This window comes from Candidatus Seongchinamella marina (assembly GCF_026262685.1).
GTDB classification, from domain to species: domain Bacteria; phylum Pseudomonadota; class Gammaproteobacteria; order Pseudomonadales; family Halieaceae; genus Halioglobus; species Halioglobus marinus.
In genome coordinates, this window is sequence record NZ_SHNP01000003.1 from 89546 (window position 1) to 108197 (window position 18652).

The following is an 18652-nucleotide window of genomic DNA, read 5'->3' on the forward strand; positions in this document are numbered from 1 at the left end:
GCCGACAACCCTATGCCTGTTGCTCTGAAAGGCTACCATAAAGCTTACAGGACGCCTCACGAGGTTTCTCAAGGGCTAGGTCTAACGCATATTCTTAAATCCAGTCTCGCTCATGCTTCTGATTACATTTATTAAAGGAGTTATCTTTAGAACACAGAGCAACCTTGCGCATGCTGCAAACGACAAGGCATGTAAATAAATATGATTTTCCCTTCTAAAAAAGCTTAGTGTTTAATTATTAAATAAGTATTTATATATAGTATGTATATATAAGGATTATTGTTGTTGTTATTATTAGGGAGGCACTTTTCTGTGGTTAACCCTTCTAAATCCATATAGAACAGCATGTTAGGAAAAGTATAAACCCCCTAATATGCCCTGAAACCAGGCTTGAAAACATCTGATTAATCAGGGGATGAGCTGGAGATAAGTTAAGCGTTTGTTTTTGTCTTGGCGTTTTAGTTGGCTTATCCAAAAATTACCCACGTTAGTCTCCCCGTGTTTATTCAAGGGTTATCCCCAACAGAAAAATATTTTTCTTCGATTAGAAATCTGAGTAAATGTTTGCTTAACAAGCTGTTGTTAAGTCACTTCGAAAGAGTGAAGCTGTGGATAATCAGTGTTCTTGTTGTGAATATGCGGGTATTACTTACCAATGCAGAAACTTGAAAATATTTCTCCCAGAAGCTGATCAGAACTAACGGCGCCTGTTATTTCTCCAAGTAGGTTTTGACAAGCTCGTAAATCTTCGGCTAATAATTCGCCAGCACCTGCATTTTCCAATTGGTGTTGTCCTGCCGTTAGTGCTTTTGCGGCCCCTTCAAGGGAAAGCAAATGCCGACGTCTTGCGCTGAAATTTGTTTCGTTTCCCTGTCGATAACCCATACAGGTTTTAAGGTGCTCCTTGAGTAAATTTATTCCTGCGCCGGTCTTTGCTGATAGCTCAATAGTGCAGTAGTTAACACTGTCAGTCGCTGAAGGCTCGTGCTGGCTAAGATCACATTTATTTCGAATAACGGATACCGGAATGTTCCTGCTGAAGTGTTCGGTAAATTCTGGCCAGATAACAGACGGATCATTACTATGTTGTTCCGGGTTAGAACCGTCAACTACCAAGAGAATGTGATCTGCTGATTCAATTTCGTTCCAGGCTCGACGAATGCCTTCCTTTTCAACTTCGTCAGCACTATTGCGTAAACCGGCGGTGTCGACGATGTGTAAAGGCATACCATCTATCTGGATATGTTCTCGCAAAACATCTCTGGTGGTGCCCTCAATGGCGGTAACTATGGCGGTGTCCTGCCCGGATAAAGCATTAAGGAGGCTGGATTTGCCAGCATTGGGCTTGCCGGCAATGACCAGCTTCATTCCCTCCTGTTGTAAAGAGCCTTGTTTTGCCTGATGCATTACCGCATTTAGTTGAGCAATGATTGCTGACAGTTGATTGTTCACTTGACCGTCCTGGATGAAGTCAATTTCCTCTTCAGGGAAGTCGATGGCAGCTTCTACATAAACTCGCAGTTGCGTGACCGAGGTCACCAGGTCATCTATTTTTTGTGAAAATACACCTTGTAAGGAGCGGCTGGCATTGAGCGCTGCATGTTCGGTCGTGCTGTTAATCAAGTCTGCTATTGCTTCAGCTTGAGTGAGATCTATCTTGTCATTTAAGTAAGCGCGCTCAGAAAATTCTCCCGGCCTTGCCTGTCGAGCGCCATAATTTATACAGGTTTTTATTAACAAATCGAGGACGACTGGCCCACCGTGACCGTGTAGCTCTACGACGTCCTCGCCAGTAAACGACTGTGGTCCGGGGAAATAAAGTGCTATGCCTGAATCAAGAACATTTCCGTCAGAATTTTTAAACTTGCTGAAGTAGGCGTGCCGGGGAGACAAGGTAAGCCCGCTAATTGACTCGCCTATTACCAGGGCACCAGGGCCTGATAGTCTTACGATGCCCACACCACCGCGCCCGGGGGCTGTGGCTATTGCGGCAATGGTATCCCCATCGAGGATATTAAAGGTAATCATGATGTGATTATAACGCCCCGTTTCGCGATAGGAACGGGACGTACAAATCAGGCGGGATCAGCTTTCTCAATTTGTTTGGTGATCACGTACTGTTGAGCCATTGAGAGCAGGTTATTAACGACCCAGTACAGAACAAGACCGGCAGGGAACCAGAGGAAGAAAAAGGTAAAGACAATGGGAAGCCATTGCATGATTTTAGCCTGCATGGGGTCTGTTGGTGGCGGGTTCAGCCGTTGCATAAACCACATACTTGCGCCCATGAGGATCGGTAGCACAAAGTACGGATCCATCACTGACATATCTTTAATCCAAAGGGCAAAAGGAGCGTGTCTGAGCTCCACACTCTCCATTAGCACCCAGTACAAGGCGATAAACACAGGCATTTGCACCAGTATGGGCAGACAACCACCCATAGGGTTGACCTTTTCTTTGCGATAAAGCTCCATCATCGCTTGGGATTGTTTTTGTTTGTCATCTGCGTATTGCTCGCGGATATCTAGCATCTGGGGCTGAACTTTGCGCATTCTAGCCATAGAGCGGTAACTGGTTGCCGATAATTTGAAGAATGCCGCCTTTACAACCACGGTGAGCAAAATGATGGCGGTGCCCCAGTTTCCTACAAATGAGTGTATGTTGGTTAACAGCCAGAACAAGGGCTTGGCGATCCACCAAAGCCAGCCGTAATCGACAACCAGATCCAGGTAAGGAGAGATCTCAGCCAGGCGATATTGATCTTTCGGCCCTGCGTAGAAGCGCGCGCCGGTAGTGCCTGATTGACCCGGATCCAGAGTGAGGGCCGGGCTGGTGAAGCCAGCAATGTTAAACCCGGCTTGGGTGACTCGGGTACTGTAGTTATGGCTTTGATCGCTATTTGGTATCCATGCGCTCAGAAAATAGTGTTGAAACATTGCGATCCAGCCACCTGGTAGTTGAGCTTTGAACGGATCATCCAGCATGTCTTCAAAAGTAAATTTGGTGAAGCGCACGTCCGGTTGGGTAATTGCCGCGCCAAGGAAAGGTTGCATACCCATGCCTGACTGACTTGACGACGGGGCAGGCGTGCTATCACGTTTGATTTGCCCGAACAGATTGGCTTGCCAGCGAGAATTACTGTTATTGACTACTATGTAATCAACTTCTACGAGGTATTCGCCGCGAGTAAAGGTGAACCGTTTGGTGACTTTGATGTTATCAGCGGTAGTCAGGTTTAAGTCAACGACTAACGTATCGTCGCTTTCTGAGAGTTCAAAGTTGGCTGCTGAGGCCGTGAACAATGCTCGGCCTTTGCTATCAATTCCGTCGCTCCCAATTAAGCCACTCTGCGCAATGTAGGTGCGGCTTTCGTTTTGTTCGAGCAATACAAATGGAATGTCAGGGTTGTCTATTTCTTCTAGATAGCGCGGCAATGCGAGTTCGATAATGTCTCCGCCATTGAGGTCGATGGCGAGTTGCAGGCTATCGGTGCGCACAAGAACTATTCTGCCACTGTTCTTCTGCGTAATTTGAGGCGGTGCCTCTGCTTCTATCAGCTCGGGCGTAGAAGGCACATCATCATCAGTTGCAAACAGAGTCGGCTCGCTGACCTGAGGTAACTCGGCAGTATTGGAGTCAGTGTTGGCGATGAGCCTCGTTGCTTGCGCTGTTTCTATAGCGTCTTTGTCATCTTTGAAAGCAACCCATTCGGTGAGCAGCATGAAAGACAAGACGGCGATGGCGCCAATAAGTAAAGAGCGTTGCAAATCCATAATAATATCTGTGGCTTAGTGTGAGTGGCTGCAAGGAGGTACCGGATCGATACCACCTTCATGCCAGGGGTGGCATTTGGAGAGGCGGCGGGCGGTAAGCCAACATCCCTTTATTACACCGTGATGAGAGATTGCTTCCTGGGCGTAGCTGGAGCAAGTGGGGTAGAACCGACAGTGATGCCCCACAAACGGACTCAACAGAACTTTGTAGCAGGAAATAAGGAATATAAAGAAGCGACGCATCAGTGTTCCGTGGCTTGATGTAGTTTGGACGCGTGACCGATCAGTTTCTGCCACTGCTGACGCAATATAGTTGATAGCGCTTCATTATCCAACTGATCTAAACCGCGCCTGGCCAACAAGATAACATCTAACGAGGGCTCTGAATCAGGCAGAACCCGGAATACCTCTCGGGCTACCCTTTTGATGCGATTGCGCTGTGCAGCCAACCTGATATTTTTTTTGGCTATCACTAAACCCAGACGATGCCCGGGTCTAGTGCTGGTTCTTGCCAGTAGCAATAAATGCTTATGCGAGGCTCTGGCCTCGGCGCCGTCAAATACCCGGCTGTATTCTTCGGCATTGAGTAGGCGTCTGGCTTTGCCAAAACTATTGTCAGTGCCCACTCAGAGCAAGGCCTTTTAAGCAGACAGGCTCTTGCGGCCCTTGGCGCGGCGGCGATTTAATACTGCGCGACCGCCTTTGGTAGCCATGCGCGAGCGGAAACCGTGGGTACGCTTGCGTTTTATTACGCTGGGCTGGAATGTTCTTTTCATGGCAATAGTCCAATTAATGAATTCTGTTGGCCGAGGTTGCGCGAAGAGCGACAGCCACTGGCCGGAAAAAAGGTGGGGTATTCTAGTGAAATGCTCCGGTTAATTCAATGCAGGCCGGCGCTTTTTTGTGTGTTCATTTGCGGTAGTTTTGCACCGTTTAGAAAGTGTGACACAAAGAGACCGGGCGAGTTACTCCGTTTTTCTTTAGTCCTAGGCGGGCTCTGGGTCGTGAGAATCCCCCCACATTTTTTACAGAGTTTATACACAGGATATTAACACACAGGTTTATACAATGAAGTTTTTATTAAGTTGTTTAAAAAACGCTCTTAAATAATATAAGTTGTTGAAAAATAACAAATAAATACCTTGGTGTGACTTGAAAATAAGTGTGGATAAGTAAGTTCGCGGAGAGTATTATCGTGGCCTGGTTAGGGGATTTTCAAGCCAGATAAAATAAAATTAATTGTGTATCAATTAAGGCTGACGGTCACGTTCGCCTAAGGGGAAAGCTTTGCCTGGCGTAGTATGGCAGCAATGCGTCGATCGACTGCAAGACGAATTGCCTTCACAACAGTTCAACACATGGATTCGGCCTCTGCAGGCTAGTTCCGATGGCCATTCACTGACCTTGTTTGCACCAAATCGGTTTATTAAAGACTTCGTGTCTGACAAGTTTTCCAGACGAATCAGTGAGCTGATTGCAGAGCTGGAGCCTGGTGGTGGCCTGGATGTCGTGCTTCAGATCGGAAGTGAGGTCAACAAACCGACTTTGCCCGCAGCGATGACACCTGCGGCTCATACAAAACCTTCGGTACCGGTCGTTGATAAAATGCCGCCTGCGGTATCAGGTGCTGCCGTATTTAGTCGCCCCACCGCGCCTATAGTGACAAGAAACGGCATTGCAAATGGTGCTGCACAGGCAAGACAGGCTGAAATTGAAGGCTCTTTGCAACATCAACACAGCCTTGTAGAAACTTATACCTTTGATAATTTTGTCGAAGGCAAGTCAAACCAGCTTGCGCTGGCTGCGGCCAGGCAGGTGGCAGAGAACCCCGGTGACTCCTATAACCCGTTATTTCTATACGGTGGTGTGGGCTTGGGTAAAACGCATTTGATGCACGCCGTTGGTAATGCCTTGAGACTCAACAAGCCCAATGCAAAGGTGGTGTACTTGCACTCAGAGCGGTTTGTAGCTGATATGGTTAAAGCGCTGCAGCTCAACGCTATTAGTGATTTCAAACGCTATTATCGGACCGTAGACGCATTATTGATTGACGATATTCAGTTTTTTGCCAAGAAAGATCGCTCCCAAGAAGAATTTTTTCATACGTTTAACGCCTTGCTCGAAGGCGGACAACAAATGATTCTTACTTGTGACCGTTATCCTAAAGAAATTGATGGCCTTGAAGAGCGATTGAAATCACGCTTTGGTTGGGGTTTGACGGTGGCAGTGGAGCCTCCGGAACTGGAGACCAGGGTCGCGATTTTGATGAAAAAAGCGACGCAAGCGCGTATTAACCTACCCCCAGATGCTGCTTTTTTTATCGCACAACGAATTCGCTCTAACGTTAGAGAGTTAGAGGGAGCGCTAAAAAGGGTGATAGCGAGCGCTCACTTCACAGGTAGAGACATCGATATTGATTTGATTAAGGAAAGCCTTAAAGACTTGTTAGCTCTGCAAGATAAACAGGTGAGTCAGGACAATATCCAGCGCACTGTGGCAGAGTATTATAAGATTAAGGTGGCTGACCTGATGTCGCGTCGACGCAGTCGTTCAGTAGCCCGGCCCAGGCAAGTAGCGATGGCTTTGGCTAAAGAATTGACCAATCACAGCCTACCGGAGATCGGCGATAGCTTTGGGGGTAGAGATCACACGACAGTGCTTCACGCATGTCGTAAAATCAAGGAGCTTCGGGAAACCAACTCGGATATTCGTGAAGATTATAAGAACTTGCTGCGGTCACTCACTACTTGAGGTAGAAGAGGGACAGTAGTTTTTCGTTTATTTAAAAGGTGCTTTGTATAGCGCCTTCTCGTGTTGAGGAATAACAACGCATATGAAGTTCACAGTTTCCAGGGACGCATTACTTAAGCCACTAAACCTTGTTGCAGGTGTGGTGGAGCGGCGCCAAACCCTGCCCATTCTGGCTAACGTACTAATTGTATTAGACGGCGATCGTCTGTCACTAACGGGTACCGACCTTGAGGTTGAGCTTGTTGGTCGTGTAAAGCTGGCCTCGGCCGGGGATTCAGGCGAACTGACTCTACCCGCTCGTAAGTTGGTGGACATTTGCAAGTCGCTGCCAGAGGGCAGTGAAATTAGCTTCGCAGCCGAAGACAGTAAGGTGACCGTGAAGTCGGGCAGAAGCCGCTTCACTCTATCGACACTACCGGCCCGAGAATTTCCCAATGTTGAAGACAGTATGGGAACGCATCAGTTTACGATAAAGCAAGGCCAGCTGAAGCGCCTTATTGACCGCACCGGCTTTGCCATGGCGCAACAGGATGTTCGTTATTATCTGAACGGTATGCTGTGGGAGTTAAAAGACAAGCAACTGAAAGTTGTTGCAACTGACGGCCACCGCCTGGCTTTGTGCACGCTGCCAGAAAAGATAGAAGCAGGCGATGATGCTCAGGTTATCTTGCCACGTAAGGGGGTGTTGGAGCTCGCTCGCTTGTTGCTGGCCGAAGATGAGGATATTGCCATCGTTATTGGCAGTAATCATATTCGAGCAACCACGGAAGAATTTACTTTTACCTCCAAGCTGGTGGATGGAAAATTCCCTGATTATCAGCGTGTATTACCGAGGTCGCCTAATAAAATCGTGTTGGGGTCCAGGTTGGAGCTTCGCCAGGCTTTTACTCGAACAGCAATTCTTTCAAATGAGAAATATCGTGGGGTACGCCTGAAATTAACCGACAACAGCCTTGATATCGTAGCCAATAATCCTGAACAGGAAGAGGCTGAAGAGGCGGTACCTGTTGATTATCAAGGGGAATCCCTGGAAGTAGGCTTTAATGTCAGCTATTTGCTGGATGTGCTGGCTGTGCTGAGCGGAGAACAAATTAAGCTGTCCCTTTCGGATCCGAACAGCAGTGCCCTGCTAGAGGAGTCTGATGAAGGCGATTCCCTCTATGTAGTAATGCCGATGCGCCTCTAAAGAGGCGTTATGCCCCTCGTTTCGGCTATTAGTGCTGATGTCTTCCGATTCCAGCCTCTCACGATTGCAAATTAATCATGTTCGGAACCTTCTGGGCGTCAGGCTTGAGGGTATTCAGCGGGTTAACGTCTTTTTTGGCCAAAATGGTAGCGGTAAAACCTCGGTATTGGAGGCAATCCACCTTTTAGGCATGGCTCGATCCTTCAGGGGTAGTATTAAATCCCTTGTGACCCACGGGCAGGATCACTGCACGGTTTTTGGAGCGCTAGAACCTAGAAGCACAACGTTGGGGGTGCAGAGAGGTGTTACCGGTGAGGTCAAAATCAAAATTGCAGGCTCGCCGGTGCGAACTGTGGCCGAATTGGTTGAGTATTTGCCGGTTCAGGTAATAAACGCCGACAGCTTTAATTTGCTCACGGGCTCTCCCGGCGCTCGCAGGCAATATCTCGACTGGGGTGTGTTCCACGTGGAACATCGTTTTTTTGATCAGTGGCAGCGCTTTCAGAGAGGAATAAAACAACGGAATAAGCTGCTGCGGCGTGTTAAAATGCCAACCGAGGAGCTCGCTGTCTGGACACGCGAACTTGCTCAGTCAGGGGAAGTCCTGAGTGGCTACCGTGAATCATACTTTAATCGGCTTACGCCGAGGTTTATTGAGATCATGGCCCAGTTAGCGCCATCGCTCACGGGGTTGGAACTGCGTTATAGAAAAGGCTGGGACAAGCAGTTGGAGTATCAGCAGGCGCTGGAAAATAGCACAATCACTGATATTGAGCAGGGGTATACGCACGTGGGGCCTCAGCGCGGCGATGTGCGAGTGCTGACGGAGGGTCATGTTGCCGCAGATACGCTGTCCCGAGGTCAGCAAAAGCTGGTGGTTTGTGGCCTTAAGCTGGCTCAGGGCCAGCTTATGGCGGAGATGGGTAGGGGGAATTGCACCTACCTGGTTGATGACCTGCCCTCCGAGCTGGATTTGCAGCACAGTAGTCTTGTTTGCGGGCTATTGGCAGGGATGAACGCTCAGGTGTTCATAACCTGCGTTCATCAGAATGATATTCAGGCCGTATGGCCCGAGGAAAAGCAACAGGAATTGGCTATGTTCCACGTGGAACATGGCTCGGTCACCCCCTTAGCCGGCGGGTCGTCGCACTTAATATAAATAGAACGCACAACGAGAGCTACACATGAGCGATACGGAACAGAATTACGACTCTTCGAGTATTAAAGTCCTCAAAGGCTTGGATGCAGTGCGAAAGCGGCCTGGTATGTACATTGGTGATACCGACGATGGCACTGGTCTGCACCATATGGTCTTCGAAATCGTCGACAACTCCATAGACGAGGCGCTAGCGGGCCACTGCAGTCGCATCGATATCGTGATACACCCGGATGAGTCCGTCACAGTTAGTGATGATGGGCGTGGCATTCCCACTGAAATGCACGAAGAGGGCGTGTCAGCGGCTGAAGTGATCATGACCGTTCTGCACGCTGGAGGTAAGTTTGATGACAACACTTATAAAGTGTCTGGCGGGCTTCACGGTGTGGGTGTGTCAGTGGTAAATGCTCTCTCCTCAGAGTTGCTATTAACTATTCGACGAGACGGTAAGCTTTACGAGCAGACCTACCGGCATGGCGTTCCCGCAGCCCCGCTGGAAATGGTCGGCGATACCGAGACCTCGGGCACGTCTGTGCGGTTCCACCCTTCTAATCAGACATTCACCAACATTGAGTTTCATTTCGATCAGTTGGGTAAGCGCCTGCGGGAACTGGCTTTCTTAAATTCAGGCGTTTGCATTGCGTTGAAAGATGAGCGCAGTGGCCAGGAAGAGATTTACAGCTATGAAGGTGGCCTTAACGCGTTTGTTGATTATCTTAATAAAAACAAGACGCCGATCAATAAACCCTTTTATTTTCAAATAGATACAGACGAAGGGGTCGGTGTCGAGGTTGCGTTACAGTGGAACGATTCCTTTCAGGAAAGCTTACTTTGTTACACCAATAATATTCCCCAGCGAGACGGTGGTACTCACCTGGCAGGCTTCCGAGCGGCCCTCACTCGCAATTTGAACAACTATATTGAAAAGGAAGGCCTGGCCAAAAAAGCGGCCGTGAATACCACGGGCGACGATGCTCGCGAGGGCCTGACTGCTATCGTCTCTGTGAAGGTGCCCGACCCCAAGTTCTCCAGCCAGACTAAGGACAAGCTCGTGTCTTCCGAGGTTAAAACCGCCGTAGAGCAGGCCATGAATGCCCGCTTCGGTGAATTCTTGCTGGAAAACCCTCAGGAAGCAAAAGCGGTTGTTGGCAAAATGCTGGATGCGGCCCGAGCTAGAGAAGCAGCGCGCAAGGCAAGGGAGATGACCAGGCGCAAGGGCGCTCTCGATATTGCCGGCTTGCCCGGTAAGCTAGCCGACTGTCAGGAAAAGGATCCTGCTCTATGTGAGCTGTACCTGGTGGAGGGTGATTCTGCCGGCGGTAGTGCAAAACAAGGCCGTAATCGTAAGTTTCAGGCCATCCTTCCATTGAAAGGGAAGATTCTGAACGTAGAAAAAGCCCGTTTCGATAAAATGCTGGGTTCCGCAGAAGTCGGCACCATAGTGACTGCCCTTGGCTGTGGTATTGGCAAAGAAGAGTTCAACCCGGACAAGCTGCGCTATCACAACATTATCATCATGACCGATGCTGATGTGGACGGCTCTCATATCCGAACCCTGCTGTTGACCTTCTTCTTCCGCCAAATGAGAGAGCTGGTTGAACGGGGCCATGTGTATATTGCTCAACCTCCTTTGTACAAGATTGCCAGAGGCAAACAACATCAGTACTTGAAAGATGATGAGGCCTTAAACCAGTATCTTACGCAATCTGCCCTGGAAAATGCGTCTATCTTCGTCAATCCTGACGCCCCCGCGATTTCTGGCGAGGCTTTGCAGTCTCTGGTGGATCAGTACCGTAGTGTCGCTGCGACAATAGAGCGTCTGTCTCGCTTATATTCCCCCGAGGTGCTTTGGGAAATGGTTTATGGCGCATCTCTTAAAGTGGATGAGATGAAGGATGAGCAGGCAGTTGCCGCTTTTGCAGACCAGTTAAGTGAGCGCTTACACTCGTCGAACTCCGGGTCTGCTGTCTATTCAGCAGTGGTCCGCAAAGATCAGGAACGTCAATTGTTCTTCCCGGTGGTTAAGCTGCTGGCTCATGGCATAGAGTCTGAAACCGAATATCATCATGAGTTTTTCTCTTCAGGCGAATACCGCAGTCTGGTTGAGTTGGGCGAAACATTGAATACGTTGATAGAGGAGGAGGGCTACATCCAGCGGGGCGAGAAAATCCTGCATACCCAGAGCTTTGCGGAAGCACTGGACTGGTTGATGACAGAGGCTCGCAAGGGCTACACCATCCAGCGCTACAAGGGCTTGGGTGAAATGAATCCGGAACAATTGTGGGAAACCACGATGGATCCAGAGGTCCGCCGAATGCTGCAGGTAACCATTGAGGATGCAATCGCGGCTGATCAAATTTTTACCACCTTGATGGGCGACAACGTCGAGCCCCGCAGAGACTTTATCGAAGAAAATGCGCTGTCGGTGGCTAACCTTGACGTATAACGCGTCACTTTGTTGATTTTCACGCTATTTGAAAAATTTTCACGATATATGAAAGATAGGCGATGATCTTATACTTGTGGGATTTTCAGCAGGCGGAATACATGTCAGAAGCTTTTATGCAAAATATCCTCAAAAAGTTCGAGGAATAGTTTTTGTTGAATCTTCTCATGAAGATCAAAGCTCACGACTGAAAAGCCGACGTCCACTGCAGCGCGATGTGCCATTGTACAGTCTATGTGACAAGCTAGCATGGACCGGGATCATACGGATTACTGGCATAGCCGGCTTATTCGCGACACTTCCCAAGGGCTCACCTCAGAGTGGACTGCAATGCAGGAGGAAATATCCGCGCTTTCTTCAGATTCTGACTTAATTATTGTGCAAGGAAGTGGGCATAGCATCCCTTTTGAGAACCCTCAAATAATAGACCAGTCAATTGGGAAAGTAATACAGAGATCGTCATTACGACAATAAGGTTCCAAACATCTTTAATCGCTTATTTTTATCTGTAAATTCAGGATTAAGCGCCAATGATTAGACAGCTGTTATTAATGCTCCTTGCAGCGAGCCAGTTGGCGCACGCACAGGCACAAGTTGAACGCATTGCACAGGCGCCAGTGGACGAGTGGTTCTACGGTGTCGCCGATCCCCGTAATCGCTGGCTTCCCGATGCCGACATTGGCAAGGAGATGGCGGTACCCTCCGATGCAATAGCGAAGCGTAACGGAGGCTATGTATGGGCTATGACCTCCACGAGCGATAACCTGTGGTTTTCCACCCTCAGTAACGGTTGGTGTGGTTGGATGATGGTGACCGGGCAATTCCTGCCTACCCGCAATTCAAGATGGGCTTGCGAAACATTTCGGTCCTCCTACCCTGACAACGCTGAAGTTGATGTGCGCCTGCCATGGCCCGACGGTGCCACGATTGTTCAGGCAGATTGGCGTAGGCCCTCAATCCATCGGCACAATACCACGACGGGCGAATTTTTTCGGGTCGAGTCAGAACACCCGACATTCCAGGCTATCATGGCCCGCAGCTTCGGTTTCCGGGCAGCCGGTAGTGCCGACGGCGTTGTGTTTATGGCATCCAATCCCCTGGTTCGTAGTGACAAGTCGGTGTATTTGCTTGCTTTTAATGGGGAGAGCGGAGAGTTTATAGACGGTGTAAAGTTGGCGAATTACATCAATGTCCGCCGCTTTCGAACGGTCACCCATGCTGACGGAAGCCAGGCGATGTATGTTTTTGTCGGTTCCGAAATGCACTCGTCGGCGCATCCCAATCATCTGCTGCGCTGGGTGGGAAGTCCGGAAACACCTTTCAAAGGGGCTGGCAACGACACCGGCTTCGAGGTTGTGGGTGATCTGGGGAGTGCGGGTTCTGGAGTTGAGCTCATTGAATTTGAGGGGCGTTTTGTACTGACTACCTGGGGTTCGGAAACCTTACCTGCTGGGCTTTACCAGACTAGCCCCTTCCCAGATGGCGGCTTTACGCCGGAGCAACCCGCCAGCTTCGGCAAAATATTTGATGCCGCCGATTTCGACCCTGACCCGGTAATCGCCCGATCCTGGTTGATTGGCGCGCTCGAAGAATTCAATGGTTACATCTATTGGGGGGCGATGTTTCCCAATGGCCAGGGCTTTCAGCAACTGGTGATGGATTCCCCCGGTTTGTTGTTCGCTGCCAGGGAGGCCATTATCAAGGCTCATCGCAGCACTCACCTTTTTCGCACCGATCTGCGCGACGAAAACAAACCAAAGACCGAGTTGCTCTACGGCAAGGAAAAACTCTGGGCCTATAACGGTCAGTGGACAGAGCAAACGAATCTGCTGGGTGTCCGACCCCTGTTCGGGGATGCGGGCTTCGGCGCTTTTTTTAACGACTATACTTGGACTATGGTGAAATATCGGGGCAGTTTGTATCTGGGGACCTTCGATGTGTCAGGAGGGATGCTGGCCATTCGGGATGAGACAGATTGTCAACTGAGCTGCTTCGTACTGCGCACTCTGAGTGAACATGCGACCCTCTCAAAGGAGGTGCCAGGTTTCGACCTTTACCGTTTTGACAGCACCGATCGACCTGCCGTGGCCGTGACGCTCGACGGGTTTGGTAACCCGGCCAACAACGGCGTGCGCAATGCCATGGTGGTAGGCGACGACCTCTATATCGGCAGCTCCACCTATAGCAATATCGACGCGGAACAGGGCGGCTGGGAGTTATTTAAGTTGACTGCCCCATCCTTTAAGGAAATGGCAGAATGAATACGGTTTATACCACCTGTCGCTATTGCGAAGCAGCCTGCGGCCTGGCGGTGCAGGTTCAGAACAATAAAGTTGAAAAGATCGTAGCCGACAAAGAAAACCCCCAGACCTGGCGCGATATCTGCTCCAAAGGCCTAACCGCCCATGAATTAGTAGAGCACCCCCGGCGCATCAAGGCGCCCATGAAAAGGGTAGGGGACTCTTTTGTAGAGACGACTTACGAGGAGGCCATTGGCGTTATTGCCGGACGATTCAACGAGCTGATAGCGGTTCACGGCGCTGACAGTATTGGCTACTACCACGGCAACCCACTGGGTTTTACCTCGGGGGTTATGTTCTCGCTGGGATGGGTGGACGCCATTGGCACCCGCAATCGGTATAACGTGGGCTCCATCGACCAGAATAACAATCATGTCGTATCCAACGCCCTGTTTGATTTACCTTATGTCCCGTTCAATCCAGATATTGATCGTTGCGATTACTTGCTGATGATTGGCATGAACCCGGCGGAGAGTAAATTTAGTTGGTTGGGCAATGCCAGCGATGGCTGGGTGCGGGCGCGGGAAAGACAGTCTAAAGGCGCCAAACTGGTCGTGGTTGACCCACGCAGGACACGCAGCGCACAACAGGCCGATACCCATCTGTCTATAAAGCCTGGCACTGACTGGGCTTTTATTCTGGGCTTATTACATACTGTGTTTGGCGAGGATCTGGTGGACTCGGCCGCCTGCGCGGCCCTGCCCGCCGCGCAGCTCGGGTCGATCAGAGAAATTGCGCTGGCTGCGGATCAGGCTAGCTTATCCGGTCGTTGCGGTATCGATGCTGAGGACATCCGGCAAGTTGCCAGAGATTACGCGCAAGCCGCGGGCGCCATGTGTCTCACCCAGACCGGCGTATCCATGCATACCACAGGTACTCTTGGCCATTGGTTGGGGTTGGTGCTCGACATCGTCACCGGCCATCTGGACAAACCGGGAGGGCGACGCTTCGATACCGGCTATATCAACATGACGGAGTTTGCAGCCACCGACAACCAGCCGGAAACAGCCAGTCGGGTGCGGGGCCAGCCCACGGTTATGGGCAATCGCTCCCTGGCGGAGCTGCCGGATGAAATCTACACCCCGGGACCGTCCCAGGTAAAAGCCATGGTGATTCAAAGTGGCAATCCGGTGGTGTCGGGCCCCAATGGTCAGGTATTAGACAGCGCCCTGGCCGAGTTGGATATGTTGGTCGTCGTCGACCTGGTACAACGGGAAAGCCATCGTCACGCAGACTGGTTGATTCCCGGTGTCCACTGGCTGGAGCGCGAAGAATTATTATTTAATTTGGCGGGCGGCATGGACCAGCCCTTTGCCCAGTATTCTGCGCAGGCTGTCAAACCGCCTGGGTTAATCCAGCCGGAGTGGAGGTTTTTTGTGGACCTGGCGTTGGCAATGAAGGTGCCGTTTATGGGTAAAAAGGGCGCCAATACGATGATTCGCATCAGTCGCGTACTGGCACGCCTGTTCAGAAAACCGCAGTGGGCCTTTTCCCCCGGATTGCTGGAACGGCTGATGTTAAAAGGTGCCAAGACCTTCAGCTGGCGACAATTGCAAAATTCACCCCACGGTTTGCAATATCGTGACCGCGCCTACGGCCAGCTTCAGGCGCAGATGCGAGGCAAGGCGATCCAAATCGGGCCAGAACAGTTCTGTACGGAGTTGCAGCGTTTGTTGGATAAAAGCAATCAACCTGGCACTGAATATCCCTTCACCCTGATCGGTAAGCGAACCCTGAATATGATGAATTCCTGGTTGATGGAACTGCCCAATATGCAAAAGCGGGAGCAGGGCAATGATTGCGAGGTTAATCCGGCAGATGCGCATTCCCTGGGAATAAAGGAAGGTGCCAAAATCGAGGTCACGTCAGCGGTTGGTAGTCTTTCTATTAAGGCGCGCATCAGCGACCGCGTAGCGCCGGGTGTTGTTTGCATCCAACACGGCTGGGGCTCGCGGGTGTTCTCCCCGGTGGATAAGGAAGAACCCCTTTGTTTCGGCGTCAACGTCAATCAGCTGGTGGATAATGCCGCAATCGACCCTTTTTCCGGGATACCCAATCTCAATTCGACCCGGGTTAAAGTCACATTATGTGCTGACACTTAGTGGGTATTCGGTCATTGTATTAATTCTTAATGCTATGGTTTGCAATAGAATCTAGCATGGGTTTCAATTCCTCGGTCGCGGAAGTTTGCACCTCTCGATGGAGCCCAGTGACGGGGACAAAAAAATTAAGTCTGACCAGGCGGCAAAAGCCAGATACGCCTGCAAGAAAAATAAAAGGAGATTCAAGAATGACCTCAGGATTACTGACTTTGTTGAATGACAAACGGACCCGATCAAACCTATTGCGACGTTTTGGGCTGACCCTGCTGCTAAGCTTATTCGCATCCAGCTTCGTCCAGGCGCAGGACCAGGAAAAGCCCAATATACTGATTATTTGGGGTGACGATGTCGGGTGGTTCAATACCAGTGCCTACAATCGTGGCATGATGGGCTATAAAACCCCCAACATCGATAGCATCGCCTCCGAGGGCGCCCTGTTTACTGATTGGTATGGACAGCAAAGCTGCACAGCCGGTCGCGCCGCGTTTGTGACCGGACAAAGCCCTTTTCGCACGGGGCTGCTGAAAGTTGGATTGCCGGGCGCCAAGGAGGGACTATCAGAGAAAGATCCTACCGTAGCGGCCTTGCTCAAGAACCACGGCTATATGACAGCCCAGTACGGCAAAAATCATCTGGGTGATCTCGACGAACACTTGCCGACCAATCATGGCTTTGACGAGTTTTTTGGCAACTTGTACCACCTGAATGCAGAAGAAGAGCCAGAGAGTGCTGACTATCCCAAGAGCGCGGCCTTCGCCGAGAAGTTTGGTCCACGCGGTGTCATCAAGTCTAGCGCCGATGGGAAAATCGAGGACACTGGCCCGCTGACTAAAAAGCGGATGGAAACCGTCGACGAAGAGGTCACTGCTGGCGCCCTTGCTTTTATGGAGCGTGCCGCCAAGGCTGAAAAACCTTTTTTCCTGTGGTGGAACTCCACACGTATGCACGTCAATACGCATCTTAAGCCAGAATCTGATGGCGTAACCGGGTTGGGTGTTTATGCAGACGGCATGGCTGAGCACGATAAGCATGTTGGTCAAATACTTGCCAAGTTAGATTCATTGGGCTTGGAAGAAAACACGATTGTCATGTACTCAACAGACAACGGCGCGGAAATTTTCACCTGGCCTGATGGAGGCATGACGCCTTTCAGAAATGAGAAGAACTCCAACTGGGACGGTGGTTATCGCGTACCCACCATGATCAAATGGCCCGGCGTGATCAAACCCGGCACTGTCTACAACGACGTTTTTTCGCATGAGGACATGCTGCCCACTATTATGAGTGCGGTCGGAGAGCCCGACATTAAAGAAAAGCTGCTTAAAGGCCACAGGGCGATCGGCCGAAACTACAAGGTGCATCTTGACGGTTACGACCTTGGACCTTATTTCCGTGGCGACGTCGATGAAGGCCCGCGCAAGGAATTTTTCTACTGGACAGACGATGGCCAGCTTGCCAACCTCCGTTATGATCGCTGGAAAATGGTATTCATGGAGCAACGCGCCCACGGTTTCGATGTGTGGCAAGAGCCCTTCGTGACATTGCGACTGCCCAAGCTGATCGATATGCGCGGCGACCCCTTTGAAAGAGCCGAGCATGAGGCAGCACCCTACCCCATGTGGCGTTTTGACAGGGCCTATCTGGTTCTGCCTGCAGTGAACTACGTTGCGGAACACCTTGCTACTTACAAGAAGTTCCCACCACGCCAGGAGGCCGGTAGTTTCAACTTGAACAAGGTACTGGAGGCGCTGCAGAAAAACCCGGGTACCAATTAAAATCATCTTGCGCACAGGGGGCGGCGACTCGTCGCCCCCTATGGTGCAGCGCCTTCTAGCTTAGTTATAGCGCAAGGTGTCCCAACTCCCTCTTGGTTTCCTTGGCATTGAACCGTTTCATCAGGCGAAGAAAAAACGACGAGTTTTCTCTATGCTGGAAGTCCATTGCCGTCAATTCCGGTTACAAACTCTAGGCATCGCGGCGCGGATAGTTAGCTTCGCTTTGGTCAGGATGATGACGCAAGGTATTTATTTTTGGACCTTTGCTGTAGAAAATATTGGTGAAACAATTAAGCGCAATACTTATCAGCAGTAATAAATAAATGGCGGTGACTATGGCAGAAAAAACCTGTGTTGTGGTAGGGGTAGGACCCGGCATAGGTGCCGCTTGCTGCAGACTTTATTGTGAGCGAGGCTACAAGGTGGCAATGATTGCAAGGTCTCCCGATTACCTGAATGAACTGGCCGCTACTTTGCCAGGTACCAGCCTTTCGCTGATTGCTGATGTCACCGATGAAGAAGCCGTTACAGTGACCTTCGGAAAAATAGCCAAAGAATTTGGCCGGGTTGATACGCTGATATACAACGCAGCGCGCGGTAGCTTTGGTAGTTTTTTAGAGATGAGGCCCAAGGACTTATCAAAGAACTTCGAAGTGAACACTATGGGGCTGCTCTACTGCGCGAGGGCCGTAGCACCGGGCATGATAGAGCGTGAAGCGGGCTCTATTTTAGTCACCGGCAATACTGCAGCAACTCGCGGCGGCGCCAAATTTGCTGGCTTTGCCCCTTCAAAGAGTGCCGCGCGCAGTCTGACTCAATCCATGGCGCGAGAATTGGGCCCCAAGCACGTACACGCGGCTTACCTGGTGATTGATGGTGCCGTCGACGGACCCTTTGCGAGAAATTTGCGAAAAGATAAACCGGATGAGTTTTTTATCAAGCCTGATGATATTGCACAGACGATCTGGCACCTGGACCAACAGCCCGAAAATTGCTGGACGTCAGAGATTGACTTAAGGCCTTTCGGCGAGAACTGGTAACCGTCTTTGCGTTATTAATAGCTCTCTCTGCGAGTTGAATATTTAACGCGTCCGACTCTGCCAATGCGTCATGCGCGATTTGCGCTGTTATTCTTCATTTACAAACACGCTTTACCGCACACA

The 18652-nt window shown here is 50.3% G+C and carries 14 protein-coding genes; 9 read left to right on the forward strand and 5 right to left on the reverse strand.

All coding sequences use genetic code 11. From position 1 onward, the window contains the following. Positions 1-645: 645 nt before the first annotated feature. The 5 genes from mnmE to rpmH are packed head-to-tail and all read right to left on the reverse strand — an operon-like array spanning position 646 to position 4549. Positions 646-2028: a tRNA uridine-5-carboxymethylaminomethyl(34) synthesis GTPase MnmE gene (mnmE, locus tag EYC87_RS08810; RefSeq protein WP_279252551.1), complete on the reverse strand. Its 1383-nt coding sequence runs from the start codon at positions 2026-2028 to the stop codon at positions 646-648. Positions 2029-2075: 47 nt separating this feature from the next. Further along, positions 2076-3773, reverse strand: a complete 1698-nt coding sequence (yidC, locus tag EYC87_RS08815; RefSeq protein WP_279252552.1) for a membrane protein insertase YidC — start codon at positions 3771-3773, stop codon at positions 2076-2078. Positions 3774-3788: 15 nt separating this feature from the next. Beyond that, positions 3789-4016 carry a membrane protein insertion efficiency factor YidD gene (yidD, locus tag EYC87_RS08820; RefSeq protein WP_083793614.1) on the reverse strand — a complete coding sequence of 76 codons (228 nt, stop codon included), beginning with the start codon at positions 4014-4016 and terminating at the stop codon, positions 3789-3791. Then, positions 4016-4399, reverse strand: a complete 384-nt coding sequence (rnpA, locus tag EYC87_RS08825; RefSeq protein ID WP_279252553.1) for a ribonuclease P protein component — start codon at positions 4397-4399, stop codon at positions 4016-4018. The genes yidD and rnpA overlap by 1 nt, the downstream gene beginning before the upstream one ends. A gap of 15 nt (positions 4400-4414) precedes the next feature. Continuing rightward, positions 4415-4549 carry a 50S ribosomal protein L34 gene (rpmH, locus tag EYC87_RS08830; RefSeq protein WP_279252554.1) on the reverse strand — a complete coding sequence of 45 codons (135 nt, stop codon included), beginning with the start codon at positions 4547-4549 and terminating at the stop codon, positions 4415-4417. A 511-nt stretch (positions 4550-5060) separates the two neighbouring features. Between rpmH and dnaA the strand changes: the two genes are divergently transcribed. The 9 genes from dnaA to EYC87_RS08870 all read left to right on the forward strand — a co-directional run bounded on the left by dnaA (position 5061) and on the right by EYC87_RS08870 (position 18529). Continuing rightward, the gene (dnaA, locus tag EYC87_RS08835; protein WP_279252555.1) at positions 5061-6524 is read left to right on the forward strand and encodes a chromosomal replication initiator protein DnaA; all 1464 of its coding nucleotides are present in this window, start codon (positions 5061-5063) and stop codon (positions 6522-6524) included. Positions 6525-6606: 82 nt separating this feature from the next. Further along, complete coding sequence (dnaN, locus tag EYC87_RS08840) at positions 6607-7710, forward strand: DNA polymerase III subunit beta (protein ID WP_279252556.1); 1104 nt, start codon at positions 6607-6609, stop codon at positions 7708-7710. Positions 7711-7747: 37 nt separating this feature from the next. Next, complete coding sequence (gene recF / locus EYC87_RS08845; RefSeq protein ID WP_279252557.1) at positions 7748-8869, forward strand: DNA replication/repair protein RecF; 1122 nt, start codon at positions 7748-7750, stop codon at positions 8867-8869. A gap of 25 nt (positions 8870-8894) precedes the next feature. Beyond that, positions 8895-11312 carry a DNA topoisomerase (ATP-hydrolyzing) subunit B gene (gene gyrB / locus EYC87_RS08850; RefSeq protein ID WP_279252558.1) on the forward strand — a complete coding sequence of 806 codons (2418 nt, stop codon included), beginning with the start codon at positions 8895-8897 and terminating at the stop codon, positions 11310-11312. Between the two features lie 70 nt (positions 11313-11382). Then, a complete protein-coding gene (locus EYC87_RS19480) occupies positions 11383-11685 on the forward strand; it encodes an alpha/beta fold hydrolase (protein ID WP_423243973.1) in 303 nt (100 codons plus the stop codon). Positions 11686-11842: 157 nt separating this feature from the next. Next, entirely contained in the window at positions 11843-13573 is a 1731-nt protein-coding gene (locus EYC87_RS08855) for a hypothetical protein (protein WP_279252559.1), read from the forward strand. Continuing rightward, the gene (locus EYC87_RS08860) at positions 13570-15714 is read left to right on the forward strand and encodes a molybdopterin-containing oxidoreductase family protein (RefSeq protein ID WP_279252560.1); all 2145 of its coding nucleotides are present in this window, start codon (positions 13570-13572) and stop codon (positions 15712-15714) included. Before EYC87_RS08855 ends, EYC87_RS08860 begins: the two co-directional genes overlap by 4 nt. Before the next feature lie 188 nt (positions 15715-15902). Next, positions 15903-17489, forward strand: a complete 1587-nt coding sequence (locus EYC87_RS08865) for an arylsulfatase (protein WP_279252561.1) — start codon at positions 15903-15905, stop codon at positions 17487-17489. Positions 17490-17824: 335 nt separating this feature from the next. After that, complete coding sequence (locus tag EYC87_RS08870) at positions 17825-18529, forward strand: SDR family NAD(P)-dependent oxidoreductase (protein WP_279252562.1); 705 nt, start codon at positions 17825-17827, stop codon at positions 18527-18529. The last annotated feature ends 123 nt before the right edge of the window (positions 18530-18652 follow it).